Origin of the sequence: Brevundimonas sp. UBA6550, from assembly GCF_002434505.1 — a bacterium.
Classification (GTDB): domain Bacteria; phylum Pseudomonadota; class Alphaproteobacteria; order Caulobacterales; family Caulobacteraceae; genus Brevundimonas.
Genome location: NZ_DJKE01000008.1, coordinates 526,426 through 551,113, shown reverse-complemented (window position 1 = coordinate 551,113; position 24,688 = coordinate 526,426). Strand labels below are relative to the sequence as shown.

Below are 24,688 nucleotides of genomic sequence, written 5' to 3'. Positions count from 1 at the left end.
GGGGCCTTCTGAGGTCATGTCGCTTCGCCTGTTCGCCCTGTTTGGTCTGGCCCTGGGAACGCTCTTCGCCGGGCAGGCCAGGGCGGCGGGGCCTTGCCACACCAACGCCGACGTCTGGCGTGCGCAAGGGCTGGCCAACGCCGAGGCGGCCTACGCCATGCCGTGGACGCCGTTCGGGGCGATGGAATGGGGGTGGCGGCCCTATCTGCCGCTGATCCAGCAGGAGCTGCACACGCGCTGTGGTGCGGGCACGCCGATCTTCGCCTCGCAACTGGCGGGGTTCCAGCAGACGCACGGGCTGGCGCCGACCGGCCTGCTGGACGCCGAGACCTTTCAGGTGTTTCGCGGTCTGTGGCAGGAGCGGCGGCCGTTCGTGATGGCGCGCGTCGGCGGCCTGTGCCCCGAGCCGCCGCCGATCAACCAACTGGGCTATCTGGTCGCGGAAGAGGAACACGCCGACCGGCTGACGCGGCTGTTGCGGCGCGACGTGCTGGACGCCTATCGCCGGCTGGTCGCCGCCGCCCGCGCCGAGGTTCCAGAGGTCGCGGCCGACCCCGAACTGCTGCAAATCTTTTCCGGCTTCCGCGATCCTGAGGCGGATGCGGCGCGCTGCGCCCAGCAGGGGAACTGCGATGGCCTGCGTCGCGCCGTCTGTTCGCCGCACCGGACCGGAACGGCGGTCGATCTCTATGTCGGCCGGGCGCCGGGCCTGGGGGTGGATTCCACGACCCCGGCCAGTCGCGAATATATGGCGCGGACGGCGACTTATCGCTGGCTGGTCGAGAATGCGGGCCGGTTCGGCTTCGTCCCCTACGTCTATGAACCGTGGCATTGGGAGTATGTGCGGCCGTGGGATCCATCGTTCGCGTCCTGACGCCGGCCGAGGCGGCGCTGGCGCGCGCGGCGTTCGGCGCCGCGCTGCGGCTGGACACGGTGCGGCTGATCGGCTGGCCGTTCCGGCGCGCCTTCGTCGCCGGGCGCTGGTTCGGGCGCGACTGGATCGTCTGGCCACGCCGAGACCTGATCGCGGATTTCACCGACGCATCGGTGCGCGCGCAAGGCGTGCTGATCCACGAACTGACCCACGTCTGGCAGGCGCAACAGGGCGTCAATCTGCTGTGGGCCAAGCTGAAGGCCGGCGACACGGCCGCGTCCTACGCCTATGATGCGGTCACGACCTGTCGCTGGGAAGACCTGAACATCGAGCAGCAGGCGATGGTGATGGAGCATCGCTTTCATCGCCAGGGCGGTCGCATCGCGCCGGGATCGGCGGCCTTCTACGCGGCCGTGTGTCCGTTCGAGCCGGAAACCGCGCATGGGACTTGCGCCAAGCCGGATGACGCGCCAAGTTAGCAACGGTCGTTGTTGCAAATAACGGCCCCTGTCATTCAATGGAGCCTCCCCCGATGCCGAAAATCCTGGTCCTCTATCATTCGACCTATGGCCACCTGGAAACCATGGCCGAAGCCGTCGCCGAAGGCGCGCGCGAGGTCGAAGGCGCGGTGGTCGACATCAAGCGCGTGCCGGAAACCGTGCCGGAGGAGTTGGCCAAGGCTTCGCACTACAAGCTGGATCAGAAGGCGCCGGTCGCCAAGATCGACGATCTGAAGGACTATGACGCTATCATCATCGGCGCCGGCACCCGTTTCGGCTCGGCCGCGTCGCAGATGCGCGCCTTCCTGGATCAGGCCGGCGGCCTGTGGTTCTCGGGCGCGCTGATCGGCAAGATCGGCGGCGCTTTCACGGCCACGGCGACCCAGCACGGCGGCCAGGAAACCACTTTCCAGGGGCTGCACAACTTCTTCATGCACCACGGGATGCCGGTGGTCGGTCTGCCCTATTCGTATCAGGCGCAGATGACGCTGGATGCGATCCACGGCGGTTCGCCCTACGGCGCCTCGACCATCACCGGCGGCGACGGCTCGCGTCAGCCCAGCGACATCGACCTGGGCGGCGCGCGCTTCCAGGGCAAGCACATCGCCGAACTGGCCAAGAAGCTGCACGGCTGAACCCATGCGCCAGCCCGCCGTCTTCTTCGGCCACGGTTCGCCCATGAATGCGTTGGGCGGTCCCTATGGGGCCGCCTGGCGCGACCTGGGCCAGGCCATCGGCAAGCCCCGGGGCGTTGTGATGATCTCCGCCCACTGGGAGACGCGCGGGCTGGGCGTCACAGCGCAACACAAGCCTGAAACCATCCACGATTTCGGCAACTTCCCGCGCGAACTTCACGAGATGCAGTATCCGGCGCCCGGTTCGCCCGAACTGGCGGCTCAGGTGTCGGCGCTGACCGGCGCGGTCCAGACTCAACAGTGGGGTCTGGATCACGGAACCTGGTCGGTGCTGTGCCACGTCTGGCCCGAGGCCGACGTGCCGGTGGTGCAACTGTCGCTGAACCGCGACCTGACGGCGCGTCAGCACTACGATCTGGCCAAGGCGCTGACGCCGCTGCGGGACGAGGGGATCGTGATCGCCGGGTCCGGCGACTTCGTGCACAATCTGCGCACCTGGAAGCGCGAGGGCGGGGCCGAGCCCTATGGCTGGGCGACCGGCTTTAACGAGGCGGTGAAGGCGGCGTTCGAACGCAGGGACCATGACGCCCTGATCGATTGGGTGGACCTGGCCGAGGACGCGCAACTGAGCGTGCCGACCGACGAACACTATCTGCCCGTCCTCTATATCGCCGCCCAGCAGCAGCCGGGCGAACCCGTCAGCTTCTTCAACGACCACATCGACGGCGGTTCGATCTCGATGACCGGCGTGCGGATCGGCTGACGTCGAGGGGCGGCCCGATCAGGCCGCCTTTTCCGCCTCGACCATCTTCTGGATGGCGACATAGTCGGTCTTGCCGGTGCCCAGGACGGGCACTTCGGCGACCTTGACGATCTTCTTGGGCACGATCAGTTCCGGCGCGCCGTTGTTGCGGGCCCATTCGGCCAGCGGCGCGACCTCGGCCGCGTCATGGTCCGTCACCAGCACCAGTTTCTCGCCCTTGCGGCTGTCGGGGATGGCGACGACGGCGTGGCGACGCTCGGGCCAGACCGCGCCGGCGATGCCTTCCACCGCCGTCAGGGACACCATCTCGCCGCCGATTTTGGCGAAGCGTTTGGCGCGTCCCTTTATGGTGACGTAGCCCTCGGCGTCCACGTCCACGATGTCTCCGGTGTCCAGCCAGTCGTCGCCGACCGCATCCCAGGCCAGCGGTTCGGCCGAGGTGACATAGCCGCTCATGACGTTCGGGCCCTTCAGGAACAGGCGGCCGCCGCCCTCGATCCCCTCGACTGGTTCCAGCTTCCAGTCGATGCCCGGCAGCATCTGGCCCACGGTGCCCGGCGCGTTGCGGTCCGGGTGGTTCACGGCGATGACGGGCGAGGCCTCGGTCGCGCCGTAACCCTCCAGCAGTTCGACGCCGCCGAACTTGGTATTGAACAGGGCGCGGGTCTCCTCGCGCACCTTCTCGGCCCCGGCGACGGCGAACTTCAGGGTGGCGAAGTCGTTCGGTTCGGCGACGCGGGCGTACTGGCTCAGGAAGGTGTCGGTCGCGAACAGGATCGAGGCGTTCACCTGGGGCAGCAGGTCGGTGATCTGTTTGGCGTGGAGCGGCGACGGATACTGGAACGCCTTCAGCCCCTGCAGCAGCGGCAGGATGACGCCGCCGGTCAGGCCGAAACAGTGGAAGGTCGGCAGGGGATTGAACATGACCCAGGCCGGATCAAGGTCGATATGGGCCGCGACCTGTCGGGCATTGGCGACCAGGTTCTTCTGGCTCAGCACCACGCCTTTGGGCGTGCCGAAACTGCCGGAGGTGAACAGGACAACGCCCGGCGCATCCGGGTCGGTCCTGACGCGGAACCGCTTGGGGGCGGCGCCGGCGGCCAGACCATACAGCTTGTCGGCCAGACCGATGGTCTTTCGCACATCGTCCAGCCAGACGACGTCGGCGACCTTCTTCAACTCCACGATCAGGTCGTCCAGCTTGGCCTGGTCGATGAAGCGTTTTGCGGTCAGCACCTTCTTGACGCCCGACGCCTTGATGGCCGCCTTCAGATTGGCTTCTCCGGCGGTGAAGTTCAGCATCACCGGCACGCGGCCATGGGCGTGCAGGCCGAAGAAGGTGACGACCACGCCCATCGACGACGGCAGCAGGATGGCGACCCGCTCGCCCCGTTCGGTCATCTGCGCGATCTTGCGGCCCAGCACGAAGGCGGCGCGGATCAGGCCGGTGTAGGTCAGGGGGTGACGGTCCTGGTCTTCCAGGATTTCCTTGTCGCCGAACCGCGCGCGCGCCTCGATCAGGGCGTCGATCAGGGTTTGTTCGTACAGCGACGGATCCAGGGCCTGGCGCAAGCGCGTCTCCTATGGAGGGCGCAAAGGGCCCTCTCTGTTGTTCGGGCGTCAGTCATTAATGACGCCGCGTCTTCTTGAAAAGATGCGTAACGTCGCGTGAGTTCCCGTGCGGTCGCGGTCTGTAACCGGCTGTGCCTTGCCTTCCGGGCGCGGAAAGCCGAAATACCGGCCATGGTCACCCTGATCGACACCCTGCAGCGCAAGCCGTCGGAGCTGCGTCACCCGGAAAAGCAGAACCGGCCGGAATCGGTGGTTCTGAAAAAGCCCGACTGGCTGCGGGTCAAGGCGCCCGGTTCGGGCCAGTACAACGCCACCAAGGACATCGTCCGCTCCAAGGGGTTGGTGACGGTCTGCGAGGAAGCGGCCTGCCCGAACATCGGCGAGTGCTGGAGCCAGAAGCACGCCACCCTTATGATCATGGGCGACACCTGCACGCGGGCCTGCGCCTTCTGCAACGTCAAGACGGGTCTGCCCCAGCCTCTGGACCCCGAAGAGCCAGGCAAGGTGGGTCTGGCGGTCCATCAGATGGGCCTGAACCACGTCGTCATCACCTCGGTAGATCGCGATGACGTCGCCGACGGCGGCGCCGCCCACTTCGCCGAGGTGGTGCGTCAGATCCGCCTGCAGGCGCCGAACACCACCATCGAGATTCTGACGCCTGACTTCCTGAGGAAGGATGGTGCGGCGGCGGTGATGATCGACGCCAAGCCCGACGTCTTCAACCACAATCTGGAGACCGTGCCGCGCCTGTATCTGAAGATCCGGCCGGGCGCGCGTTACTTCCATTCCCTGCGTCTGCTGCAGATGGTCAAGGAACGCGACCCCGAGCAGTTCACCAAGTCCGGCATCATGGTCGGCCTGGGCGAGACCAAGGAAGAGGTCATGCAGGTAATGGACGACATGCGGTCCGCCGGCGTCGATTTCATCACCATCGGCCAATATCTGCAGCCGACGCGCAAGCACGCCGCCATCGACCGCTTCGTCACGCCGGAAGAGTTCAAGGCCTATGAGGCGATCGCCTGGGCCAAGGGCTTCCTGATGGTGTCCTCGTCGCCGCTGACGCGCTCGTCGCACCATGCCGGCGACGACTTCGCCCGGCTGAAGGCCGCGCGCGAGGCGCAGCTGAAGCGCTAAGTCCTTCATGGCCGTCCACCGCGTCACGCGCATTCTTCCCTATGCGCCAGAACAGCTTGCCGATCTGGTCGCCGACGTGCGGGCCTATCCCGACTTCGTGCCCTGGGTCACGTCGATGCGCGTCTGGAACGACCGGGTCGAGGGCGAGGGCGTGACCGTGGTGGACGCCGAGGCGGGCGTCGGGTTTGCGGTGCTGAAAGAGCGGTTCTCGACCTGGGTCCGGCATGATCGCAATGCGCCCAAGGTCGAGGTCGGCTTGCTGCGCGGGCCGTTCAAACACCTGAAGAACCGCTGGGAGTTCTTCCCGCATCCCGAGGGCACGCGGCTGGAGTTCATGATCGACTTCGCCTTCAAGTCGCGAATGCTGGACCTGATGCTGTCGGCCAACTTCGACCGGGCGGTGGAAAAGCTGATAGGGTGTTTTGAAAGCGAAGCCGCCAGGCGTTTTGGCTGAGGACGCCCGATGTCGGAACCAAGCCTGTATTATACAAACGTCGCAGTTGGATTCTGCTCACGGTTCTTATTCTGTCGACATGTGCATTTGTCTTGGCCTCTCCCATGCTGTTGCTGTTCGCGGCCATGTCCGGAATGGCGAGCGATTCATGTACAGGATGGCCAGCACATCTCTTCATCATGAGCGCATTGACCTTGCCGATCGCCATCATCGGCGTTCTGATAAATGGCTGGCAAGCGTTTGCTGTCCGCAATGAGCCACGCGCTTGGTGGGGCTTTGCGATCCTGCCGTTGTGGCCTCTGTTGCTGTTCTTGAGCCCGAAGATGGCTGAGTTTTGCTGAGCGTGTTTGATTTCGACGCGACCGTCGTGGGCGCGGGCGCTGTGGGCCTGGCCTGCGGTCGGGCGTTGTCGAAACGGGGCCTGACGGTGCTGGTGCTGGAGAAGGAAGGCCACATCGGCCAGGGCGTCTCGTCGCGCAATTCCGAGGTGATCCACGGCGGGCTCTATTATCCGACCGGCTCTTTGAAGGCCCGTTTTTGCGTTGAGGGACGGCGGGCCCTGTATGACTTTCTGGCCAGTCGCAAGATCGACCACTGGAAATGCGGCAAGCTGGTCGTGGCCACCGAAGAGGCCGAGGTCGGGCGGATCGAGGCCATCTTCGAACAGGCGACGGCGAATGGCGTCGAGGGGCTGGAGCATCTGACCGGCGCCCAAGCACGGGCGCTGGAGCCGGAACTGAACGCCCATGCCGCCATCCTCTCGCCCGAGAGCGGCCTGTTCGACAGTCACGGCTACATGCTGGCTTTGCAGGGCGAGATCGAGGATGCGGGCGGGTCGGTCGTGACATCCGCCCCGTTCGACGGCGCCGAGCCGATGCCGGGCGGCGGATTTTCCGTTCGTGTCGGCGGGGAGGGGGCGATGACCGTCACCAGCCGCCTTCTGGTCACCGCGCCCGGCCTGTCGGCGCAAGCCGTCGCCGCGCAGATCGAAGGCTATCCGGCCCAGGACATCCCGGCCGGTCATTTCGGCAAGGGCGTCTATTTCCGGCTGGTCGGCAAGGCGCCGTTCGATCGGCTGATCTATCCTCCGCCCATTCCCGGAGCCCTGGGCACCCACTATCGCAAGGACCTGGGAGGGCAGGGGGTGTTCGGCCCCGATCTGGCCTATGTCGAGGTCGAGGATTATTCGGTCGATCCGGCCAAGGCCGACGAATTCGCGCGCTATATCCGCCGCTTCTGGCCCGGCCTGCCCGACGGCGCCCTGACGCCGGACTATGCGGGGATCAGACCCAAGCTGCATAGTCCGGGCGAGCCGCAGCCGGACTTTCAGTTGCATGACCGCGACCAACACGGCATCGACGGCCTGATGGCCCTGTTCGGCATCGAAAGCCCCGGCCTGACCAGTTCCCTGGCCATCGGCGAGGCCGTGGCGGACGCCCTGACGGAGACGCAATGACCGAGCGCGAGAAGATGCTGGCGGGCCTGCCCTATGATCCGGGCGACGCGGACCTGCGGGACGGACGCGCGCGGGCGGTTGGCCTGACGGTCGCCATCAACGCCGAGCCGGATCGCGACCGTCGCAGCGCCCTGGTCAACCAACTGGTGAAGGCCGCGGACGGCAAGGCGGTGATCATGCCGGGCTTCTTCTGCGACTATGGCGTCAATATCCATCTGGGTGCGCGGGCCTTCGCAAACGCCAACTGCGTCTTCCTGGACTGCGCGGAGATTCGAATCGGCGACAACTTCCAGGCCGGGCCGGGCGTTCAGCTGCTGACGCCCGAGCATCCGCTGGATGCGGTCGCCCGCCGGGGCGAGGAGACGGCCCGGCCCATCTTCATCGGCGACGACGTGTGGATCGGGGGCGGCGCCATCGTTCTGGCCGGCGTGACCATTGGGGATCGCTCGGTCATCGGGGCCGGCGCGGTGGTCGCCAGGGATGTGCCTTCCGACGCCGTGGTGGTCGGCAATCCGGCCAGGATCGTGCGTCGTCTGACGCCTGCTTAAACGCCTTGAAATCGTCGCGCGGTTCATGCATAAGCCGCGCCTCGCGTGGCGGCTCTGCATACCTCTGATGAGGGGTGGGGGCCGCCGCTATCGTTTTCGCGCCAGACAGGCTTAGGCTCTGAGCGGCGCCCGACTTAGAAGATTGAGACGGACATGGCCGTTCCGAAGCGCAAAGTATCCCCCTCGCGTCGCAACATGCGCCGCGCCCACGACGCCCTGACCTCGAACGTGTACGTCGAGGACAAGGACACGGGCGAGCTGAAGCGCCCGCACCACATCGACCTGAAGACCGGCACCTATCGCGGTCGTCAGGTCATCACGCCCAAGGAAGACTAGGTCTTTCACGGACGTCGGCCCGAGGGTCGAACGAGAATTTATACGGCGCGCGGTGATCCGCGCGCCGTTTTCGTGCGTTCCGTGCGGTGAAGTTTCCATTGGAGATCACTGCATGATGATTCGTCTCACAGCCGTCAGCGCCTGCGCGCTTCTGACCCTTGCCGCCTGCGGGCGCGACGACCGACCGGCGGCAGGAGCGCCGGCGACCGAGGCTCCGGCGGCCATGACGCCCGCTGTGGAGGCCCCGGCCGCGACGCCTGCGGCCGATCCCAACATCCTGACCGCAGAAGGGTTAGGCGCGGCGCGGATCGGCATGAGCAAGGCCGATCTGATCGCGGCCTGGGGCGACCGGGCCAACCCGAACGCCGTCGGCGGCGCGGAACCCGAGGTCTGCGACCAGTTCCATCCCGCCCGCGCGCCGCAAGGCGTCAACGTCATGATTCAGGACGGCAAGTTGACGCGAATCACCCTGATGCGCGACGCCAGGATCAAGACAGACCGCGGCTTCGGTCTGGGCGACACGGCCATGGCGGTCAAACAGGCCTATGGCGGGTCGATCTTCGCCGAGCCGCACAAGTATCAGGCCGCGCCGGCCGAGGATCTGTTCGCTTGGTCGAAGGGCGGCTCCACCAATTATGTCACCGATCCTTCGGCGCGCGGCGTCCGCTACGAGATCGGCACGGACGGCAAGGTCATGGCCATCCACGCCGGCGGCCCGTCGATTCAGTTGGTCGAGGGCTGTTCCTGACCTGACGGCGCACGGCGGCATTGGCCTTTGGCGGACGGGCGGCTAAACCCGTCTGACTTAACTTCCGCCTTGAGCCAAAGAGCCGAGCCATGACCGACATCGCCGACATCGTCGCCCGCCAGATCCTCGACAGCCGGGGCAATCCGACGGTCGAAGTGGATGTGACTCTGGACGACGGGTCGTTCGGCCGCGCCGCCGTGCCCTCGGGCGCCTCCACCGGGGCGCACGAGGCCGTCGAACTGCGTGACGGCGACAAGGACGTCTGGGGCGGCAAGGGCGTTCAGAAGGCCGTCGACGCCGTGAACGGCGAAATCTTCGACGCCCTGTCCGGCATGGACGCCGAAGACCAGCGCCGCCTGGACGAGGCGATGATCGAACTGGACGGCACGCCCAACAAGGGCCGTCTGGGCGCCAACGCCATCCTGGGCGTGTCGCTGGCGGCGGCCAAGGCCAGCGCCATTTCGTCGGGCCTGCCGCTGTATCGCTACATCGGCGGCGTCTCGGCCCGCGTTCTGCCGACGCCGATGATGAACATCATCAATGGTGGGGCCCACGCCGACAATCCGATCGACATCCAGGAGTTCATGATCCTGCCGACCGGCGCAGAAACCTTCACCGACGCCCTGCGCATGGGTACGGAAATCTTCCACGCGCTGAAGAAGCAGTTGAAGGACGCCGGCCACAACACCAACGTCGGCGACGAGGGCGGCTTCGCCCCCAATCTGGCCTCGGCCGAAGAGGCGCTGAGCTTCATCACCAAGGCGGGGCAGGCCGCCGGCTATCTGGCGGGCGAGGACTTCCACCTGGGTCTGGATGTCGCCTCGACCGAGTTCTTCAAGGACGGCAAATACGTCATGGCCGGCGAGGGCAAGACCGTCGACGCCGACGGCATGGCCGCCTATCTGGTCGATCTGTGCGAGCGCTTCCCCATCGTCTCGATCGAGGACGGCATGGCCGAGGATGATTTCGACGGCTGGCGCCTGCTGACCGAGCGTCTGGGCGACCGGGTGCAACTGGTCGGCGACGATCTGTTCGTCACCAATCCCGCGCGTCTGGCGGCCGGCATCGGCGAGGGGCTGGCCAACTCGATCCTGATCAAGGTCAATCAGATCGGCACGCTTTCGGAGACGCTGGATGCGGTCGATATGGCCCAGCGCGCCGGCTACACCGCCGTGATGAGCCACCGTTCGGGCGAGACCGAGGATTCGACCATCGCCGACCTGGCTGTCGCCACCAACTGCGGACAGATCAAGACCGGCTCGCTGGCCCGTTCGGACCGGGTGGCCAAATACAACCAGCTGCTGCGCATCGAAGAGATGCTGGGCGACCAGGGCGTCTATTTCGGCGACGGCATGCTGCTGAAGTAAGCGCCGGAATTGTCGGCGGAGAATCAGCGTTCTTCGCCGACTTTCTTACGGTCAAGCTACATTTCGTTAGGCATTTTCGGGCACGGTTCATGAACTGTGTTCTCGCGCTCAGAAGGAGCGTCTTAAGTGCCCGAACGGATGAAACCTTACCGCGTGTCCTGTGCCCTGCTGCTGTTGCTCGCCTATCTTGGCGTGCAGGCGTTGACGGGTGAACGCGGGTTGCTGAGCGGCGCCTCGCGCGATGCGCTGCTGGGTCAGCGCGAAGATCAGTTGGCGCATCTGACCGAACAGAGGCGCGACCTGGAGACCCGGGTCCGATATCTGCGCAGCGACAGCCTGTCGCGCGACTTGCTTGAGGAACGCGCGCGCGCCGTCCTGGGCTTTTCCGATCCGCGCGACTATGTGATCCGCGTCTCGGCGCCGGCTGCGCAGGGCTGAAGCCGCAGCGGCCACTTGAACTATTGTTACAGCCCGGCCCGCACCCCTTTGCGTTCCGGGAAGGAAGGCTGCTAAAGCCCCCTTCCGTAACGATAAGAAGGCGTCGCTTCCTGACGCCTAGCCGGGAGATACCGGATGGCAAAAGCCCCAGCCAAATCCGCTCAGACGACCACGCCTGACAAACTGCCCAACACGCCGACGGCGTCCAAGGAAGACCTGCTTCGCTTCTATCGCGAGATGGTTCTGATCCGCCGCTTCGAGGAGCGCGCGGGCCAGCTGTACGGCATGGGTCTGATCGGCGGCTTCTGCCACCTGTATATCGGCCAGGAAGCCGTGGCGGTGGGCGTTCAGGAGAGCGTCAAACAGGGCCACGACAAGATCATCACCGGCTACCGCGACCACGGCCATATGCTGGCCGCCGGCATGGATCCGAAAGAGGTCATGGCCGAGCTGACCGGCCGCAGCGGCGGGTCGTCCAAGGGCAAGGGCGGCTCGATGCACATGTTCGATGTGCCGACCGGCTTCTACGGCGGTCACGGCATCGTCGGCGCCCAGGTGGCGCTGGGCACCGGCCTGGCTTTCGCGGGCAAGTATCGCGGCGACGATTCGGTGGCCTTCGTCTATTTCGGCGACGGCGCCTCGAACCAGGGTCAGGTGTACGAGAGCTTCAACATGGCGCAGCTGTGGAAGCTGCCGGCCATCTACATCATCGAGAACAACCAGTACGCCATGGGCACGAGCATCGAACGCTCGTCCTCGACGACCGAACTGTACCAGCGCGGCGCCAGCTTCGGCATTCCGGGCGAGCAGGTGGACGGCATGGACGTTCTGGCCGTGCGCGACGCCACGGCCCGCGCGGTGGAGCGCGCCCGCGAGGGCGGCGGCCCCTTCATCCTGGAAGTGAAGACCTATCGCTATCGCGGCCACTCGATGTCCGACCCGGCGAAATACCGCACCAAGGAAGAGGTCGACGAGGTCAAGAAGACCCGCGACCCGATCGATCACCTGAAGATGCTGCTGTCGGCCGCCAAGGCGACCGAAGAGGAGCTGAAGGCCATCGACAACGAAATCAAGGCGATCGTCGCCGAAGCTGTTCAATTCGCCCAAGAGAGCCCGGAACCCGATCCGTCCGAGCTCTATACCGACGTCTACGTGGAGGCCTGATCCGTGACCGACATTCTGATGCCGGCGCTGTCCCCCACGATGGAAGAGGGCACGCTGACCAAATGGCACATCAAGGCGGGCGACACCGTGTCGGCCGGCCAGGTGATCGCCGAGATCGAAACCGACAAGGCCACGATGGAAGTCGAGGCCGTGGATGAAGGCGAAGTGCTGGAAATCCTGGTCGCCGAGGGTTCCGAGAACGTGAAGGTCAATACGCCGATCGCGCGTCTGGCCGGCGAGGACGGCGCAGCGGCGCCGGCGCCCAAGGCCGCCGAAACCGACGCGCCCAAGGCGACCGCCGAAGGCAAGACCGGCGATCCCGAAAAGGCGCCGCCTCAAACCTCGACGCCCAAGGTCGAACTGCGCGACCCGGAAATTCCGTCTGACGCCAAACTGGTCAAGACGACCGTGCGCGACGCCCTGCGCGACGCCATGGCCGAGGAGATGCGCCGCGACGACCGCGTCTTCCTGATCGGCGAGGAAGTCGCTCAGTATCAAGGCGCCTACAAGGTCAGCCGCGACCTGCTGCAGGAATTCGGCGACCAGCGCGTCGTGGACACCCCGATCACCGAGCACGGCTTCGCCGGTCTGGGCGTTGGCGCGGCCATGTCGGGCCTGAAGCCCATCGTCGAGTTCATGACGTTCAACTTCGCCATGCAGGCGATCGACCACATCATCAACTCGGCTGCCAAGACGCTCTATATGTCGGGCGGTCAGATCAAGGCGCCCATCGTCTTCCGCGGCCCGAACGGCGCGGCCAGCCGCGTCGGCGCCCAGCACAGCCAGGATTATTCGGCCTGGTATGCCCAGGTTCCGGGCCTGAAGGTGATCGCGCCCTATGACGCCGCCGACGCCAAGGGCCTGCTGAAGGCCGCCATCCGCGACCCGAACCCCGTCGTCTTCCTCGAACACGAGATGATGTACGGCCTGGAGTTCGACGTGCCGGAGGTCGAGGACTATGTCCTGCCGATCGGCAAGGCCAAGGTTCGTCGTGAAGGCAAGGACGTCACTATCACGGCGCACAGCCGCATGGTCGGCTTCGCCCTGCAAGCCGCCGAGAAGCTGGCCGAAGAGGGAATCGAGGCCGAGGTGATCGACCTGCGTACCCTGCGTCCGCTGGATCACGAGACCATCGTCGAGAGCGTCAAGAAGACCAACCGCCTGGTTTCGGCCGAAGAGGGCTGGGGTCCGATGGGCGTGGGCGCCGAGGTCGTGGCCCGCGTGATCGAACACGCCTTCGACTATCTGGACGCGCCGCCGCTGCGGGTTCACCAGGAAGATGTGCCGCTGCCCTACGCCGCCAATCTGGAAGCCCTGTCGCTGCCGGGCTCCGACAAGATCATCGCGGCCGTGAAGCAGGTGATGGCGTGACCGAGGCGTCGGAGTTCATGCTGACGACGCCCGACAGCGTCGCGGCCGATCCCCAGGCCATCGAGCTGCTGCGGATGTGGTGGTCGAAGGAGGAGCCGGTGATGGCGGTCAAGCCCGCCTTCAACGATCCGATCCAGTTCGGCCGTCTGTTGGCCTATGCGGCGCGTCACATGGCTCATGGCTACGCCGTGCGTCACAACCACGATGAAACTGCGGCCTACCACCGCATCCTCGAAGGCCTCAGCGAAGTGGTGAAGGCGAACGATGTCCGCACCGTCGCCGAGCCGACCACGCAAACCGGGGGGAACGCCTGATGACCGATATCCTGATGCCGGCCCTGTCTCCGACCATGGAAGAGGGCGTGCTGGCCAAGTGGCACGTCAAGGTCGGCGACGTCGTGTCCGCCGGCGACGTGATCGCCGAGATCGAAACCGACAAGGCCACGATGGAAGTCGAGGCCGTGGACGAGGGCGAGATCACCGACATTCTGGTGGCCGAGGGCACGGAAGGCGTGAAGGTCAACACGCCCATCGCCCGCCTGAAGGACGAGGGCGGCGCCGCTGCACCCAAGCCCGCCGCCAAGTCCGAAGACGCGCCGGCCGCCAAGCCGCAGGAGGCCGCCAAGGCTGCACCTGCCGCCGAGGCTCCGAAGGCGGCCGCTGCGCCGGCGCCGGCTGCGCCTAAATCCGACAGCGGCGAACGCCTGTTCTCCTCGCCTCTGGCGCGTCGCATCGCCGCGCAGAACGGCGTCGATCTGAAGTCGATCAAGGGCACCGGCCCGCACGGCCGCATCGTCAAGCGCGACGTGGAGGCCGCCGGCAAGGGTTCGGCCCAGCCCGCAGCCGCGTCGACCGCGACGACGCCCGCCAGCGCCGCAGCCGAGCAGCGCAAGGCGCTCTCCCTTGCTCAGATGGGCATTCCGGACGGCAGCTACGACCTGATCCCGCTGGACGGCATGAAGAAGGCCGTGGCGCGTCGCATGGTCGACAGCGTTCAGAACGTGCCGCACTTCCCGCTGTTCATCGATGTCGAAATCGACCAGCTGATGGCTGTGCGCGCCAAGGTCAACAAGATGCTGGAGCCGCAGGGGATCAAGGTCTCCGTCAACGACTTCGTCATCAAGGCGGCCGCCCTGGCGCTGAAGGCCGTGCCGGAGGCGAACGCCTCCTACACGCCGGAAGGCATCGCCATGCATCACAACGCCGACGTCTCCATGGCCGTGGCCATCGACGGCGGCCTGATCACGCCGATCATCAGGAAGGCCGAGACCAAGGGCTTGGCGCAGATCGCCACCGAGTCCAAGGATCTGGCCAAGCGCGCCCGCGACCGCAAGCTGAAGCCCGAAGAGTTCCAGGGCGGCACCTTCTCGGTGTCCAACCTGGGCATGTTCGGCATCAAGCAGTTCACCTCGATCATCAATGAGCCGCAGGGCTGCATCATGAGCGTGGGCGCGGGCGAGCAGCGCGCCGTCGTCAAGGACGGCCAGATCGTCGCGGCCACCGTCATGACCGTGACCCTGACCTGCGATCACCGCGTGGTGGACGGCGCGACCGGCGCCCGCTTCCTGCAGGCGTTCAAGCCGCTGATCGAAGACCCCGTCGCGATGCTGGCGTAAGGGGAGGGTGAGGTCATGACCTCGGTCTATGACTTCTCCGCCCGGGCCATCGACGGCGCGGACGTCTCGCTGGACCGCTTTCGCGGTCAGGCGCTGCTGATCGTCAATACGGCGTCCAAATGCGGCTTCACCGGCCAGTATGACGGTCTGGAGAAGCTGCACCGGGATTTCGCGGATGCGCCGTTCGAGGTGCTGGGCTTTCCCTGCAACCAGTTCGGCAATCAGGAGCCGGGCCGGGCGGCGGAAATCGCCGCCTTTTGCGCCACCAGTTTCGACGTGACCTTTCCCCTGTTCGACAAGGTGGAGGTCAACGGGCCGAACCGGCATCCGCTCTACGCCTGGCTGACCCGACAGAAGCGCGGCTTCCTGGGCTCCCAGGCCATCAAGTGGAACTTCACCAAGTTTCTGACCGACCGCGAGGGCAGGGTGGTCGCCCGTTACGCCCCGCAGACTGAACCCGAGGCCATCAAGGCCGACATCGAGAAGTTGATCTAATGGCTGCTGAATTCGATCTCGTCGTCATCGGCTCGGGCCCCGGCGGTTACGTCGCGGCCATTCGCGCCAGCCAGTTGGGCCAGAAGGTCGCCATCGTCGAGCGCGAGAACCTGGGCGGCATCTGCCTGAACTGGGGCTGCATCCCGACCAAGGCCCTGCTGAAGTCGGGCGAGAAGTTCGAGAGCCTGTCGCACCTGAAGGACTACGGCCTGTCGGCGTCCGGCGCGTCGTTCGACTTCGACGCCATCATCCAGCGCTCGCGCGGTGTCGCGGCGACGATGAACAAGGGCGTCGCCTTCCTGATGAAGAAGAACAAGATCGAGGTGATCGAAGGCGCGGCCAAGCTGGAGAAGGGCGCCGCTGCGCCCAAGGTCGTGATCGTCCTGAAGGCCGGCGGATCGCGTACGGTCGAGGCCAAGTCGGTCATGCTGGCCGTCGGCGCCCGCGCCCGCGCCCTGCCGCAGATCGGTCTGGAGGCCGACGGCGACAAGATCTGGGCCTATCGTGACGCCCTGGCGCCGAAGAGCCTGCCCAAGACCTTCGTGGTCATCGGTTCGGGCGCCATCGGCATCGAGTTCGCCAGCTTCTATCGCGCCCTGGGCGCCGAGGTGACGGTCGTCGAGGCCGTGGACCGCATCATGCCGGTGGAGGACGAAGAGGTCTCCAAGGCCGCGCAAAAGTCGTTCGAAAAGCGCGGCATCAAGTTCAAGGTCGGCGCCAAGGTGACCAAGGTCTCCAAGAGCGCGACCGGCGTGAAGGTGGATGTCGAGATCGGCGGCAAGGCCGAGACGCTGGAGGCCGAGGTCTGCATCTCGGCGGTCGGCATCACCGCCAACACCGACGGCATCGGCCTGGAGGCGCTGGGCGTCGAACTGGACCGCGGCCACATCAAAACCGACAGCCACTGCCAGACCAACGTGAAGGGGCTGTACGCCATCGGCGACTGCGCCGGGGCGCCGTGGCTGGCGCACAAGGCGTCGCATGAAGGCATCCATGCCGCCGAACATATCGCCGGCTACAAGACACCGAACGTCCATTCGCCCATCGCCGGCTGCACCTACGCCCAGCCGCAGGTCGCCTCGGTCGGCGTGACCGAACAGGCCGCCCGGGCCGAGAAGCGCGACGTCAAGATCGGCCGCTTCCCCTTCCGCGTGAACGGCAAGGCCGTGGCGGCGGGCGAGCCGGACGGCTTCGTCAAGGTGATCTTCGACGCCAAGACCGGCGCCCTGATCGGCGCCCACATGATGGGCCACGAAGTCACCGAGATGATCCAGGGCTATGTCACCGCCATCACCATGGAGGCGACGGAAGAGGACATCCACGGCATCGTCTATCCGCACCCGACCATGTCGGAGGCCATGCACGAGGCGGCTCTGGACGCCTATGGGCGCACGATCCACCTCTGACGCCCTTCGATAAGCCGACCCGCGACAGGCTCGGAATCGTTCGATAACCTGGTCCTCGAGACGAGGAGGGGCGGATGGCGTCGCTGTTGCGGGAACGGGTCGAGGGCGAGCACGCCCGGGTGGGCTTCGTCGAACTGTTCTTCGACCTGGTCTTCGTCTTCGCCATCACCCAGGTCAGCCACAATCTGCTGGCCCATCTGACCCCGCTGGGCGCACTGCAGGCCGCGATGGCCTTGGCGGCGATCTGGTGGGCGTGGATCTACACGTCCTGGGTGACGAACTGGCTCGATCCCGAGACCGGGCCTGTTCAGGTCGCCCTGTTCGTATTGATGGGGATCGGCCTGGTGATGTCGGCCGCCCTGCCGCACGCCTTCGAGGACAAGGGGCTAGTCTTCGCCCTGGCCTTTGTCGGCATACAGGTCGGGCGGACGGTCTTCATGCTGTGGGCCGTTCGCGACGACGACAGCCTGAGGCGAAACTTCCTGCGGATTCTCGTCTGGCTTCTGGCCTCCGCCGTGCTGTGGATCGCCGGCGGTCTGGCCGAGCCCGAGCAGAGGCTGTGGTTGTGGTTGGCGGCCCTGGCGGTCGAATATGCATCGCCGGCGTTGTATTTCTTCGTGCCCGGTTTGGGGCGGTCGCACACCGACGACTGGACGATCGAGGGCGGTCACATGGCCGAACGGGTCGGGTTGTTCGTCATCATCTGCCTGGGCGAGACCCTGCTGATCTCCAGCGCGACTTTCGCCAAACTGGACTGGTCCTCGGGCGCCGTATGGGCCGCCTTCGTTTCGGCGGTCCTGTCCACCGTCGCCATGTGGACTGTTCTTCAGCCAAGCGCATGAATCGGCGTCGCACGCCATCATGTACGCCGCCGATCCGGGACGCTTGGCGCGCCGGGCCTATACCTATTCGCCGATCCTGGTCATCGCCGGGATCATGGTCGTGGCGGTCAGCGACGAACTGGCCCTGGCCCACCCCGACGGCCATGTCTCGACAGCCGCGGCCTTGACCCTGCTGGGCGGGCCGATCCTGTTCCTGATCGGCACGGCGGTCGCCATGTGGGCGATCTGGCGAAGGGTCGCCTGGGGACGGTTGGCGTGCTGCGTCATCCTGGCGGCGGGGTGGCTGGTCGCGCCCTGGACGACGCCGCTGATCCTCAGCCTGGCCTCCACAGCGGTCCTGATGGCGGTCGGCGTATGGGAGAGCCTGCGCTCGCGCGTGACCTGAAAGGTCAGTCCGCCTTTTCCACGAAACTGTCGATCACGCGCTTCTCGCCGGCCTTCTCGAACTCGACCACCAGCTTGTTGCCTTCGATGACGCGGACGTTTCCGTAGCCGAACTTCTGGTGGAAGACGCGCTGACCCTTTTTCCAGCCGGAACTGGACTTGGGATCTGCCGTGGCGATCAGGCGGCCGTCGCCTTCGATGACGGCCTTGCGGGCAGGGATGCGCGCCGGCGTTTGGGCGGCGGTGAAGGATTGGGCGCGTTTCCAGCCCGGCGAGGAATAGCCGCTGCCAAAGGACGGCGCGTCGTCCCAGCGGCTCTTGGCCTCCTTCATGCCGGTCGAGGCGCCGTAGTAGCCGGTGTCGGATTGCGGATCGACGTGGGCGATGGGCAGTTCGTCGACGAAGCGGCTGGGCAGTTGCGAGGTCCAGCGGCCATAGACCAGCCGGTTGGCGGCGAATGAAATCCGCGCGTCCCGCTTGGCGCGGGTGACGCCGACGTAGGCCAGGCGGCGTTCCTCCTCCAGACCCTTTTCGCCCTTTTCGTCGATGCTGCGCTGGCTGGGGAAGACGCCTTCCTCCCAGCCGGGAAGGAAGACCAGAGGAAACTCCAGCCCCTTGGCGCCGTGCAGGGTCATGATCTGCACCGCCCCGTCGCCATTGGGATCGTCGCCCGCGCCGCGATCCAGGTCCATGACCAGGGAGACGTGCTCCAGATAGGCCTGAAGCGTCTCGAACTGCTGCATCGACTGCACCAGTTCCTTCAGGTTCTCCAGTCGCGTCTGGCCGCTGGTGCGGTCGGCCTTCTGCATGTCGGTATAGCCGCTCTCCTCCAGCACCGTCTCCATGACCTGCCAGTGGGGCGTGGTCTCGGACAGCACGCGCCAGCGGTCGATGTCGCGCACGAAGTTGGACAGGGCGGTGCGGGTGCGGGCCTGAAGCTCGTCGGTGTTGATCAGGCCGCGCACGGCGGTCAGGGCCGAGAGGCCGTGTTCGCGGGCGATCTGCAGGATCTTCTGCACCGAGGTGTCGCCTATCCCGCGTTTCGGCACATTGACGATCCGCTCGAACGCCAGGTCGTCGTCTTCGGACAGGATCAGGCGCAGATAGGCGTGGGCGTCGCGGATTTCAGCCCGTTCGAAGAAGCGCGGGCCGCCGATGACGGCATAGGGGATGGCCAGCATGACCAACCGCTCCTCGAACGCCCGCATCTGGAACGAGGCGCGGACCAGGATGGCCATGTCCTTGTATTTCAAACCGGGTTCGCCGGCGTGGGGACGGCGCGCGGTCTCGATCTCGTCGCCGATCAGCCGGGCCTCGGCCTCGCCGTCCCAGACGCCGCGCACCCGCACCTTGTCGCCGCCGTCGTCCTCGGTCCACAGGGTCTTGCCCAGACGGTCGCGGTTGGCGGCGATCAGGCCCGACGCCGCGCCCAGGATATGACGGGTCGAGCGATAGTTCCGCTCCAGCTTGACGATCTTGGCGCCGGGGAAGTCGCGCTCGAACCGCAGGATGTTGTCCACCTCGGCCCCGCGCCAGCCATAGATCGACTGATCGTCGTCGCCCACGCAGCAGACATTGCCTGTCGAGGCCGTCAGCAACCGCAGCCACAGATACTGGGCGACATTGGTGTCCTGATACTCGTCGACCAGGATGTAGCGGAAGCGGCGGCGGTATTCTTCGGCCAGGTCCGCGTGCTGCGACAGGATGGTGATGTTGTGCAGCAGAAGGTCGCCGAAGTCGCAGGCGTTCAGCGACCGCAGCCGCGCCTGATAGGCGGCGTAAAGGCCCTGGCCCTTGCCGTTGGCGAAATCCTCCCCGGGCGGCAGTTTCTCGGGCGTCCAGCCGCGGTTCTTCCAGTGGTCGATCAGGCCCGACAGCGATTTGGGCGTCCAGCGTTTGGTGTCGATATTGGCCGCTTCCAGCAGTTGTTTCAGCACCCGTTCCTGATCGTCGGTGTCCAGGATGGTGAAGGTGGACTTCAGCCCGACCAGTTCGGCGTGGCGGCGCAGGATCTGGGCGGCGATGGAGTGGAAGGTGCCCAGCCAGCGCAAACCTTCGGCCGAGGGGCCGATCAGATGGGTGATCCGCTCGCGCATCTCGCGCGCGGCCTTGTTGGTGAAGGTGACGGCCAGCAACTCCCACGGCTTGGCCCGGCCCGTCGCCAGGATGTGGGCCAGTCGGGTGGTCAGAACCCGCGTCTTGCCCGTGCCCGCGCCCGCCAGCACCAGCACCGGCCCCTCGGTCGTCTCCACCGCCTCGCGCTGTTCCGGGTTCAGACCGGCCAGATAGTCGCGCGCATGCCCCTCCTCGGGCGCGCGAGCGCGGGCGAGGTCGGAGATGCGGGGGGCGGGGAGATCGGTCACGGGCGAAGAACTATCCGTCATTCAGAAGGTATCTGGCAGAATCGAGAGCGGAACATAAGGGGACCGCGAGGCAATGTCAGGGCCGCCGCCCCAATGAAAACACGGAACCTGCCGGTTCGACGGCCGGTTCCCCTATTGCGATGCAAACCACGACCGACATCAACAGGGCGGCCCCGAACCGTCAGCGAAAGGCGGGCCGTAGAGGCTGGATCGCCTTCATGATCGGCATGGCGGCGATGTTCGCCTTGCTGGCGGTCTGGGTGGTGCTGGTCGAAATGGGCGGCGCGCACGGGTCGGAGGCGAGCCCGCTGATGTCGCAAGACGCCTGTCGGCGCGGCGCTACTTCAGACTGTAGGTGATCGTCGTCACGACGCGCACCTTCTTGTCGATGGAGGCGGCTTCATTGTCGCCGGAGCCATCGCGCGGCAGGATTTCGAAGGAACCCTGCGTCGCCTGACGGATCGGCCCCAGCGGCGTTCCGCTGTCCTTGGCGAACTGTTCTGCGCCGGTGCGGGCGGCGGCGGTGCCCTCGGCGATCATCTGCGGCCGCACGTCGTTCAGCTTGGTGAAGATGTAGGACGGACCCTGGAAGTCCTGTAGCACGACGTCCTGGCGAACCAGGTCGTTCAGGGCGCGGGTCGTGGCCTGGACGCGGGCCACGTCGTTGATCCGCACCACCACCGTCTGAGCCAGGATAAAGCGCGGGCCGCCATTCTGCGCGGCGTATTCGCGCGATCGGGTGTCGGCGACCTCCAGCCGCCCCAGTTCGATGGCGGACGCCGGATAGCCCTGGCCGCTCAGAAAGCGGCGGACCAGGCCCAGATCATTGTCGATCTTGCCCTGCACTTCAGACAGAACGTCGCCGGACGCGGTGAACCTAAGCGGCAGCACCGCCAGATCGGCCTTCACGTTGCGCTCGGACAGGCCGCGCACTGTCACCGTGCGGTCGCCGGCCCGGGCATGGATCACGCCCTGGCCGATCAAGGCGCCCGCGCCAATGAAGCCCAGGGCGAGCAGTCCGCCGAACACGGCGGCGGGGACCAGGTTCATGATCGCCTCTCCATTCGCGCCAGATTAGGCCGCGCGCCCGTTGTCCGCCACCCAGTCCAGCGCCAGCAGGCGACAGGCCGAGGCCAACGGACGTCGCCCGCGCCCGGCGTCGATCTCGGCCAGAAGTTGGGCCTTGCTGAGGCTGCGCGTCGCCGCGATCCGGTCCAGCACGGCCCAGAACTCAGGCTCCAGCGCTACCGATGTCGCATGGCCCGCCAGGGCGACGGAGCGTTTCGACAGGCCGCTCAACGCGCGGACTTCAACACGATCTCGGCCGACGCCGGCGCGCCATGGGTCAGGATGGCGTGGCGCGTATCGGTCGTGAAGACCAGGGCGCCGGCGGCATCGCGGATTTCGGCGCGCACGGCATAGGTGTGACGCGGATCGATCTGCGACGTGGGGAAGCCCAGCGTCACGGAATAGGGCGGTCCGCCGGTCAGGGTCTCTCGCGTCTCGGCCAGAACCTGGGCCGGGGCGTCGGCCAGGCTGACGTCCTCGACACGAACCGTCAGCACATGGCCGGGCGGCAGCATGATCCGTTCGCGATACAGGGCGGTGACGTTGACGACGGTCGTGCCCGTCGTCACCGGCGGCGGCGTTTCGCCCGGCGTGGCGCAGGCGGCCAGCACCAGGGCGGCGGGCAGAACGAGGGCGGCGTTTCGCATGGCGATCTCCTGTTTGAGGGCCAGCATGTCACACTCGGGCGCAAGACGTGAGGGGCGGACGCGCTTTCGGGGTGGTAAGCGGGGCGCGCCTGTCTGGAGACCGCGCTTGAGCCGACCGTTCGCCATCGCCGCCATCGCCGCCTGCGCCCTGATCTGGGGCACCACCTGGTATGCGATCACCCTTCAGTTGGGGCCGGTGGATTCGGTCGTCTCCATCGTCTGGCGGTTTGGCCTGGCCGCCGTCGTGCTGTTTGGCTTCTGCGCGGCCACGCGCCGCCCGCTTGGGCTGACACGGCCGCAGCATATGGCCGCCATCGGCCAGGGCGCCTTCGTCTTCGCAGTCAGCTACGGGTTCGTCTATGCGGCCGAAGGGCAGGTGGCCTCGGCGGTCGTGGCGGTCATTTTCGCGGCCCTGGCTTTCGTGAACCTGATCTTGTTCCGGGTGCTGGCGGGACAGAAGGCGGCGCCGGCGGCCTGGCTGGGGGCGGTTTTCGGCGTGATCGGGGTCGGCGTCCTGTCTTATGGGCAGATGGCGACGAACGGCGCGGGTCTTAATCCGGGACTGGGCGTGGCCTTCGCCCTGGCGGCGGTGATGGCTTCGGCGCTCGGCAACTGGTTCGCCTGGCGGTCGCAACAGGCGGGGGCGCCGGTTCTGCCCGCGACGGCCTGGGCCATGGCTAACGGCACGGCGATGCTGGCGGTGTACGGCCTTGCGACGGGTGTTACGTGGCGGATCGAGCCGACGCCCGCCTATCTGCTGTCGCTGTTGCACCTGTCGCTGTTCGGGTCGGTAATCGCCTTTGGCCTTTATTTCACCATCGCCCGCCAGAGGGGATACGCCCTGGCCAGCTACATCTCGGCCCTGACGCCGCCCATCGCCATGCTGGTGTCGGTGCTGTTCGAAGGCGCGCGCTTCGGCTGGAGCGCCCTGATCGGTCTGGCCCTGGTGCTGGCTGGTCAGGTCATGCTGATCCGCGCGCCCAAGACCTGACGATCAATCCTCGCCGGGCGTGTCGCGCTTCTTGCCGTCCAGCAGGCGGGCCGCGCGGGCCTGATCCAGGTCGGCTGCCTGTTTCTCGACTTTCGTGCGGCCATGAGCGATGCGATTGGCGACGGCCTCGGCCTTCTGGCCCGCCTTGGCGCGCGACTTCCGGGCGCGGTTCAGATTGACGATCTCGCCCATGGTCAGGTCTTCGGCGCTTCGGCCTGTTCAGGTTTGCTGGACGGCTCCGGCGCCAGGACGGCCGGCACCTGAGTTTCGTCCACGCGGGTCTGAGGGATGAAGGGCTGGTCGGCCTGTTTCTGATCGAGGCGGGTCCAGGCGTCCGGGCCGCGACCGCGCTGGCGGCCCAGTTCGAACATGGCGGACATGGTTTCCTGATCGAACTTCAGGCTGGAGGCCTCGACATTGTCTGGAATGGCCGACAGCGACATGTCCAGGCCGTTCCGCTGAGCGAAGGCTGTGGTGATCGCCAGATGTGTGCGCAGCGACGCCTTGCTCATGCTGTCATAGGTGCGCGACAGGATGCCCGACAGACGGCCGGGGGTGACGCCGTCGTTGCGGCCCGTCTGGCCGTTGATGATGACGTAGAGAGCGCCGACACGACCCTCGTCCCGAGGGCGGGTCCACAGCATCAGGTCTTCTGGAATGGCCAGGAACGGCGTGTTCACACCGCCGTCTACGTGCATCTCCAGCACCACCTTGTCATCGTCCTGAAGCCCCGCGATCAGGACCGGAGGAAAGACGCCGGGGATGCTGGCCGAGGCGACCAGCACCTCCTTGAACAGCTCGCGCGCATTCTCGTCGCCTTGGCTGGCCAGCAGGCCCATGTCCCAGATGACGGTCTGTTCGCTGTCCAGGTCGGTGGTCGCGACCAGCAGGCGACGGCCCTTGGCGTGTTCGCGCGCCACGGCTTGCAGCAGCTCCGGCGTGACATTGTCGTTGACCAGATTGCGCAGGACCTGGGACGAGAACAGGCTGGGGTTCAGGAAGGCGGCGAAGCTGCGCCAGCTCAGGATGTTGCTGGCCCCGCCGCTGGTGTAGGCGTGGCGCAGTTCGTCGTCCCAATCCGAGCCCAGGAAGGCGAAGGGGGCGGCGAGGGCGCCGGTGCTGACCCCCGTGACCACGTCGAAGGTCGGGCGGTCGCCATGTTCGCTCCAGCCGGTCAGGAGACCGGCGCCATAGGCGCCGTTGGCCCCGCCGCCCGACAGGGCAAGGATAGCGGTGGGATGATCGGGGCGAAGCCGGCCGGCGATTTCCTGGGTGAAGGCCTGCAGGCGCGCCTGGTCGTTGCTGCGGATGCGGGGATCCTCGGCCTTGACCAAGGTTCCGTCCGTAATCCTGAGCGGACCCGTGGGCCGATCCAGCGTGCCGCACGCGGTCAGCGCCAAGGCCATGACGATGCCGAAAAGACCCGATCCGATCCGCCGCATTCGCTCAGTTCCACCGTGTATAAACGCGCGTCACATACAGGCTCGCGCCGTCGGCCGCCAGACACGACCTGGATT

The 24,688-nt window shown here is 66.4% G+C and carries 28 protein-coding genes and 1 pseudogene; 22 read left to right on the top strand and 7 right to left on the bottom strand.

What is annotated here, in order from left to right; translation table 11 throughout:
- The first annotated feature begins 16 nt into the window (after positions 1 to 16).
- From B3Z70_RS10655 to ygiD, 4 genes are read left to right on the top strand one after another with little or no spacing between them, the layout of a single operon-like run.
- Complete coding sequence (locus B3Z70_RS10655) at positions 17 to 874, top strand: D-alanyl-D-alanine carboxypeptidase family protein (protein WP_292045499.1); 858 nt, start codon at positions 17 to 19, stop codon at positions 872 to 874.
- Complete coding sequence (locus B3Z70_RS10650) at positions 850 to 1,353, top strand: hypothetical protein (RefSeq protein ID WP_292045497.1); 504 nt, start codon at positions 850 to 852, stop codon at positions 1,351 to 1,353. The genes B3Z70_RS10655 and B3Z70_RS10650 overlap by 25 nt, the downstream gene beginning before the upstream one ends.
- A 53-nt stretch (positions 1,354 to 1,406) precedes the next feature.
- Positions 1,407 to 2,009, top strand: coding sequence for an NAD(P)H:quinone oxidoreductase (gene wrbA, locus B3Z70_RS10645; RefSeq protein ID WP_248116732.1), 603 nt, complete (start codon positions 1,407 to 1,409; stop codon positions 2,007 to 2,009).
- Between the two features lie 4 nt (positions 2,010 to 2,013).
- Positions 2,014 to 2,772 (top strand): 4,5-DOPA dioxygenase extradiol, encoded by a 759-nt coding sequence (gene ygiD / locus B3Z70_RS10640; RefSeq protein WP_292020915.1) that lies wholly within the window; start codon positions 2,014 to 2,016, stop codon positions 2,770 to 2,772.
- 18 nt (positions 2,773 to 2,790) lie between these two features.
- On the opposite strand, the gene B3Z70_RS10635 is transcribed toward ygiD, so the two are convergent.
- Positions 2,791 to 4,344 (bottom strand): AMP-binding protein, encoded by a 1,554-nt coding sequence (locus B3Z70_RS10635; protein WP_292020916.1) that lies wholly within the window; start codon positions 4,342 to 4,344, stop codon positions 2,791 to 2,793.
- A gap of 171 nt (positions 4,345 to 4,515) precedes the next feature.
- Between B3Z70_RS10635 and lipA the strand changes: the two genes are divergently transcribed.
- From lipA to B3Z70_RS10555, 16 genes and pseudogenes are all read left to right on the top strand, one after another.
- A complete protein-coding gene (lipA, locus tag B3Z70_RS10630; RefSeq protein WP_349677232.1) occupies positions 4,516 to 5,478 on the top strand; it encodes a lipoyl synthase in 963 nt (320 codons plus the stop codon).
- Between the two features lie 7 nt (positions 5,479 to 5,485).
- The gene (locus tag B3Z70_RS10625) at positions 5,486 to 5,932 is read left to right on the top strand and encodes a type II toxin-antitoxin system RatA family toxin (RefSeq protein WP_292020917.1); all 447 of its coding nucleotides are present in this window, start codon (positions 5,486 to 5,488) and stop codon (positions 5,930 to 5,932) included.
- 104 nt (positions 5,933 to 6,036) lie between these two features.
- A complete protein-coding gene (locus B3Z70_RS10620; RefSeq protein ID WP_292020918.1) occupies positions 6,037 to 6,273 on the top strand; it encodes a hypothetical protein in 237 nt (78 codons plus the stop codon).
- Positions 6,270 to 7,388, top strand: a complete 1,119-nt coding sequence (locus tag B3Z70_RS10615) for an NAD(P)/FAD-dependent oxidoreductase (protein ID WP_409410513.1) — start codon at positions 6,270 to 6,272, stop codon at positions 7,386 to 7,388. The genes B3Z70_RS10620 and B3Z70_RS10615 overlap by 4 nt, the downstream gene beginning before the upstream one ends.
- Complete coding sequence (locus tag B3Z70_RS10610) at positions 7,385 to 7,936, top strand: sugar O-acetyltransferase (RefSeq protein WP_292020920.1); 552 nt, start codon at positions 7,385 to 7,387, stop codon at positions 7,934 to 7,936. The genes B3Z70_RS10615 and B3Z70_RS10610 overlap by 4 nt, the downstream gene beginning before the upstream one ends.
- Positions 7,937 to 8,089: 153 nt before the next feature.
- Positions 8,090 to 8,272 (top strand): 50S ribosomal protein L32, encoded by a 183-nt coding sequence (gene rpmF, locus B3Z70_RS10605; RefSeq protein ID WP_026108365.1) that lies wholly within the window; start codon positions 8,090 to 8,092, stop codon positions 8,270 to 8,272.
- 112 nt (positions 8,273 to 8,384) lie between these two features.
- The gene (locus B3Z70_RS10600; RefSeq protein WP_292045496.1) at positions 8,385 to 9,020 is read left to right on the top strand and encodes a hypothetical protein; all 636 of its coding nucleotides are present in this window, start codon (positions 8,385 to 8,387) and stop codon (positions 9,018 to 9,020) included.
- A gap of 89 nt (positions 9,021 to 9,109) precedes the next feature.
- Positions 9,110 to 10,387: a phosphopyruvate hydratase gene (eno, locus tag B3Z70_RS10595; RefSeq protein ID WP_292024429.1), complete on the top strand. Its 1,278-nt coding sequence runs from the start codon at positions 9,110 to 9,112 to the stop codon at positions 10,385 to 10,387.
- 138 nt (positions 10,388 to 10,525) lie between these two features.
- Positions 10,526 to 10,825 carry an FtsB family cell division protein gene (locus B3Z70_RS10590; RefSeq protein WP_292024436.1) on the top strand — a complete coding sequence of 100 codons (300 nt, stop codon included), beginning with the start codon at positions 10,526 to 10,528 and terminating at the stop codon, positions 10,823 to 10,825.
- A 135-nt stretch (positions 10,826 to 10,960) separates the two neighbouring features.
- On the top strand, positions 10,961 to 11,989 hold the full coding sequence (pdhA, locus tag B3Z70_RS10585; protein ID WP_292024431.1) for a pyruvate dehydrogenase (acetyl-transferring) E1 component subunit alpha: 1,029 nt from the start codon (positions 10,961 to 10,963) through the stop codon (positions 11,987 to 11,989).
- Between the two features lie 3 nt (positions 11,990 to 11,992).
- Positions 11,993 to 13,360 (top strand): pyruvate dehydrogenase complex E1 component subunit beta, encoded by a 1,368-nt coding sequence (locus B3Z70_RS10580; RefSeq protein ID WP_292024433.1) that lies wholly within the window; start codon positions 11,993 to 11,995, stop codon positions 13,358 to 13,360.
- Complete coding sequence (locus B3Z70_RS10575) at positions 13,357 to 13,674, top strand: DUF5076 domain-containing protein (protein ID WP_292024435.1); 318 nt, start codon at positions 13,357 to 13,359, stop codon at positions 13,672 to 13,674. The genes B3Z70_RS10580 and B3Z70_RS10575 overlap by 4 nt, the downstream gene beginning before the upstream one ends.
- Positions 13,674 to 14,975 (top strand): pyruvate dehydrogenase complex dihydrolipoamide acetyltransferase, encoded by a 1,302-nt coding sequence (locus B3Z70_RS10570; RefSeq protein ID WP_292045495.1) that lies wholly within the window; start codon positions 13,674 to 13,676, stop codon positions 14,973 to 14,975. The genes B3Z70_RS10575 and B3Z70_RS10570 overlap by 1 nt, the downstream gene beginning before the upstream one ends.
- Before the next feature lie 15 nt (positions 14,976 to 14,990).
- Positions 14,991 to 15,470 (top strand): glutathione peroxidase, encoded by a 480-nt coding sequence (locus tag B3Z70_RS10565; protein ID WP_292022621.1) that lies wholly within the window; start codon positions 14,991 to 14,993, stop codon positions 15,468 to 15,470.
- A complete protein-coding gene (gene lpdA / locus B3Z70_RS10560) occupies positions 15,470 to 16,876 on the top strand; it encodes a dihydrolipoyl dehydrogenase (RefSeq protein ID WP_292022619.1) in 1,407 nt (468 codons plus the stop codon). The genes B3Z70_RS10565 and lpdA overlap by 1 nt, the downstream gene beginning before the upstream one ends.
- A 74-nt stretch (positions 16,877 to 16,950) precedes the next feature.
- Positions 16,951 to 18,103 (top strand): annotated as a pseudogene (locus B3Z70_RS10555) (low temperature requirement protein A).
- A 4-nt stretch (positions 18,104 to 18,107) separates the two neighbouring features.
- Here B3Z70_RS10555 and B3Z70_RS10545 read toward each other — a convergent pair.
- Complete coding sequence (locus B3Z70_RS10545) at positions 18,108 to 20,486, bottom strand: ATP-dependent helicase (protein WP_292022614.1); 2,379 nt, start codon at positions 20,484 to 20,486, stop codon at positions 18,108 to 18,110.
- Positions 20,487 to 20,605: 119 nt separating this feature from the next.
- On the opposite strand from B3Z70_RS10545, the gene B3Z70_RS10540 reads away from it, so the two are divergent.
- Complete coding sequence (locus B3Z70_RS10540; RefSeq protein WP_292022612.1) at positions 20,606 to 20,824, top strand: hypothetical protein; 219 nt, start codon at positions 20,606 to 20,608, stop codon at positions 20,822 to 20,824.
- Here the strand turns inward: B3Z70_RS10540 and B3Z70_RS10535 are convergent.
- The 3 genes from B3Z70_RS10535 to B3Z70_RS10525 are packed head-to-tail and all read right to left on the bottom strand — an operon-like array spanning position 20,805 to position 22,207.
- Complete coding sequence (locus B3Z70_RS10535) at positions 20,805 to 21,515, bottom strand: SIMPL domain-containing protein (RefSeq protein WP_292022610.1); 711 nt, start codon at positions 21,513 to 21,515, stop codon at positions 20,805 to 20,807. The genes B3Z70_RS10540 and B3Z70_RS10535 overlap by 20 nt on opposite strands.
- 24 nt (positions 21,516 to 21,539) lie before the next feature.
- Positions 21,540 to 21,764, bottom strand: a complete 225-nt coding sequence (locus tag B3Z70_RS10530; RefSeq protein ID WP_292022608.1) for a ribbon-helix-helix domain-containing protein — start codon at positions 21,762 to 21,764, stop codon at positions 21,540 to 21,542.
- Positions 21,761 to 22,207: a YbaY family lipoprotein gene (locus B3Z70_RS10525; RefSeq protein ID WP_292022606.1), complete on the bottom strand. Its 447-nt coding sequence runs from the start codon at positions 22,205 to 22,207 to the stop codon at positions 21,761 to 21,763. The genes B3Z70_RS10530 and B3Z70_RS10525 overlap by 4 nt, the downstream gene beginning before the upstream one ends.
- 79 nt (positions 22,208 to 22,286) lie before the next feature.
- Between B3Z70_RS10525 and B3Z70_RS10520 the strand changes: the two genes are divergently transcribed.
- Positions 22,287 to 23,171, top strand: a complete 885-nt coding sequence (locus B3Z70_RS10520) for a DMT family transporter (protein WP_292022604.1) — start codon at positions 22,287 to 22,289, stop codon at positions 23,169 to 23,171.
- A 3-nt stretch (positions 23,172 to 23,174) separates the two neighbouring features.
- Here the strand turns inward: B3Z70_RS10520 and B3Z70_RS10515 are convergent, their stop codons facing one another.
- A complete protein-coding gene (locus B3Z70_RS10515) occupies positions 23,175 to 23,363 on the bottom strand; it encodes a DUF4169 family protein (RefSeq protein WP_292022602.1) in 189 nt (62 codons plus the stop codon).
- A gap of 2 nt (positions 23,364 to 23,365) precedes the next feature.
- Positions 23,366 to 24,613 carry a patatin-like phospholipase family protein gene (locus tag B3Z70_RS10510; RefSeq protein ID WP_292022600.1) on the bottom strand — a complete coding sequence of 416 codons (1,248 nt, stop codon included), beginning with the start codon at positions 24,611 to 24,613 and terminating at the stop codon, positions 23,366 to 23,368.
- Between the last annotated feature and the right edge of the window lie 75 nt (positions 24,614 to 24,688).

Excerpts from the sequence above, each read along its gene's own strand:
- B3Z70_RS10545 (WP_292022614.1), bottom strand. The coding sequence starts at position 20,486 with ATGACGGATAGTTCTTCGCCCGTGACCGATCTCCCCGCCCCCCGCATC.
- B3Z70_RS10570 (WP_292045495.1), top strand. The coding sequence starts at position 13,674 with ATGACCGATATCCTGATGCCGGCCCTGTCTCCGACCATGGAAGAGGGC.
- ygiD (WP_292020915.1), top strand. The coding sequence starts at position 2,014 with ATGCGCCAGCCCGCCGTCTTCTTCGGCCACGGTTCGCCCATGAATGCG.
- B3Z70_RS10540 (WP_292022612.1), top strand. The coding sequence starts at position 20,606 with ATGCAAACCACGACCGACATCAACAGGGCGGCCCCGAACCGTCAGCGA.
- B3Z70_RS10610 (WP_292020920.1), top strand. The coding sequence starts at position 7,385 with ATGACCGAGCGCGAGAAGATGCTGGCGGGCCTGCCCTATGATCCGGGC.
- B3Z70_RS10620 (WP_292020918.1), top strand. The coding sequence starts at position 6,037 with ATGCTGTTGCTGTTCGCGGCCATGTCCGGAATGGCGAGCGATTCATGT.
- B3Z70_RS10515 (WP_292022602.1), bottom strand. The coding sequence starts at position 23,363 with ATGGGCGAGATCGTCAATCTGAACCGCGCCCGGAAGTCGCGCGCCAAG.
- pdhA (WP_292024431.1), top strand. The coding sequence starts at position 10,961 with ATGGCAAAAGCCCCAGCCAAATCCGCTCAGACGACCACGCCTGACAAA.
- B3Z70_RS10525 (WP_292022606.1), bottom strand. The coding sequence starts at position 22,207 with ATGCTGGCCCTCAAACAGGAGATCGCCATGCGAAACGCCGCCCTCGTT.
- B3Z70_RS10655 (WP_292045499.1), top strand. The coding sequence starts at position 17 with ATGTCGCTTCGCCTGTTCGCCCTGTTTGGTCTGGCCCTGGGAACGCTC.
- B3Z70_RS10565 (WP_292022621.1), top strand. The coding sequence starts at position 14,991 with ATGACCTCGGTCTATGACTTCTCCGCCCGGGCCATCGACGGCGCGGAC.
- B3Z70_RS10590 (WP_292024436.1), top strand. The coding sequence starts at position 10,526 with ATGAAACCTTACCGCGTGTCCTGTGCCCTGCTGCTGTTGCTCGCCTAT.
- B3Z70_RS10625 (WP_292020917.1), top strand. The coding sequence starts at position 5,486 with ATGGCCGTCCACCGCGTCACGCGCATTCTTCCCTATGCGCCAGAACAG.
- B3Z70_RS10510 (WP_292022600.1), bottom strand. The coding sequence starts at position 24,613 with ATGCGGCGGATCGGATCGGGTCTTTTCGGCATCGTCATGGCCTTGGCG.
- wrbA (WP_248116732.1), top strand. The coding sequence starts at position 1,407 with ATGCCGAAAATCCTGGTCCTCTATCATTCGACCTATGGCCACCTGGAA.
- eno (WP_292024429.1), top strand. The coding sequence starts at position 9,110 with ATGACCGACATCGCCGACATCGTCGCCCGCCAGATCCTCGACAGCCGG.
- lipA (WP_349677232.1), top strand. The coding sequence starts at position 4,516 with ATGGTCACCCTGATCGACACCCTGCAGCGCAAGCCGTCGGAGCTGCGT.
- B3Z70_RS10535 (WP_292022610.1), bottom strand. The coding sequence starts at position 21,515 with ATGAACCTGGTCCCCGCCGCCGTGTTCGGCGGACTGCTCGCCCTGGGC.
- B3Z70_RS10600 (WP_292045496.1), top strand. The coding sequence starts at position 8,385 with ATGATGATTCGTCTCACAGCCGTCAGCGCCTGCGCGCTTCTGACCCTT.
- rpmF (WP_026108365.1), top strand. The coding sequence starts at position 8,090 with ATGGCCGTTCCGAAGCGCAAAGTATCCCCCTCGCGTCGCAACATGCGC.
- lpdA (WP_292022619.1), top strand. The coding sequence starts at position 15,470 with ATGGCTGCTGAATTCGATCTCGTCGTCATCGGCTCGGGCCCCGGCGGT.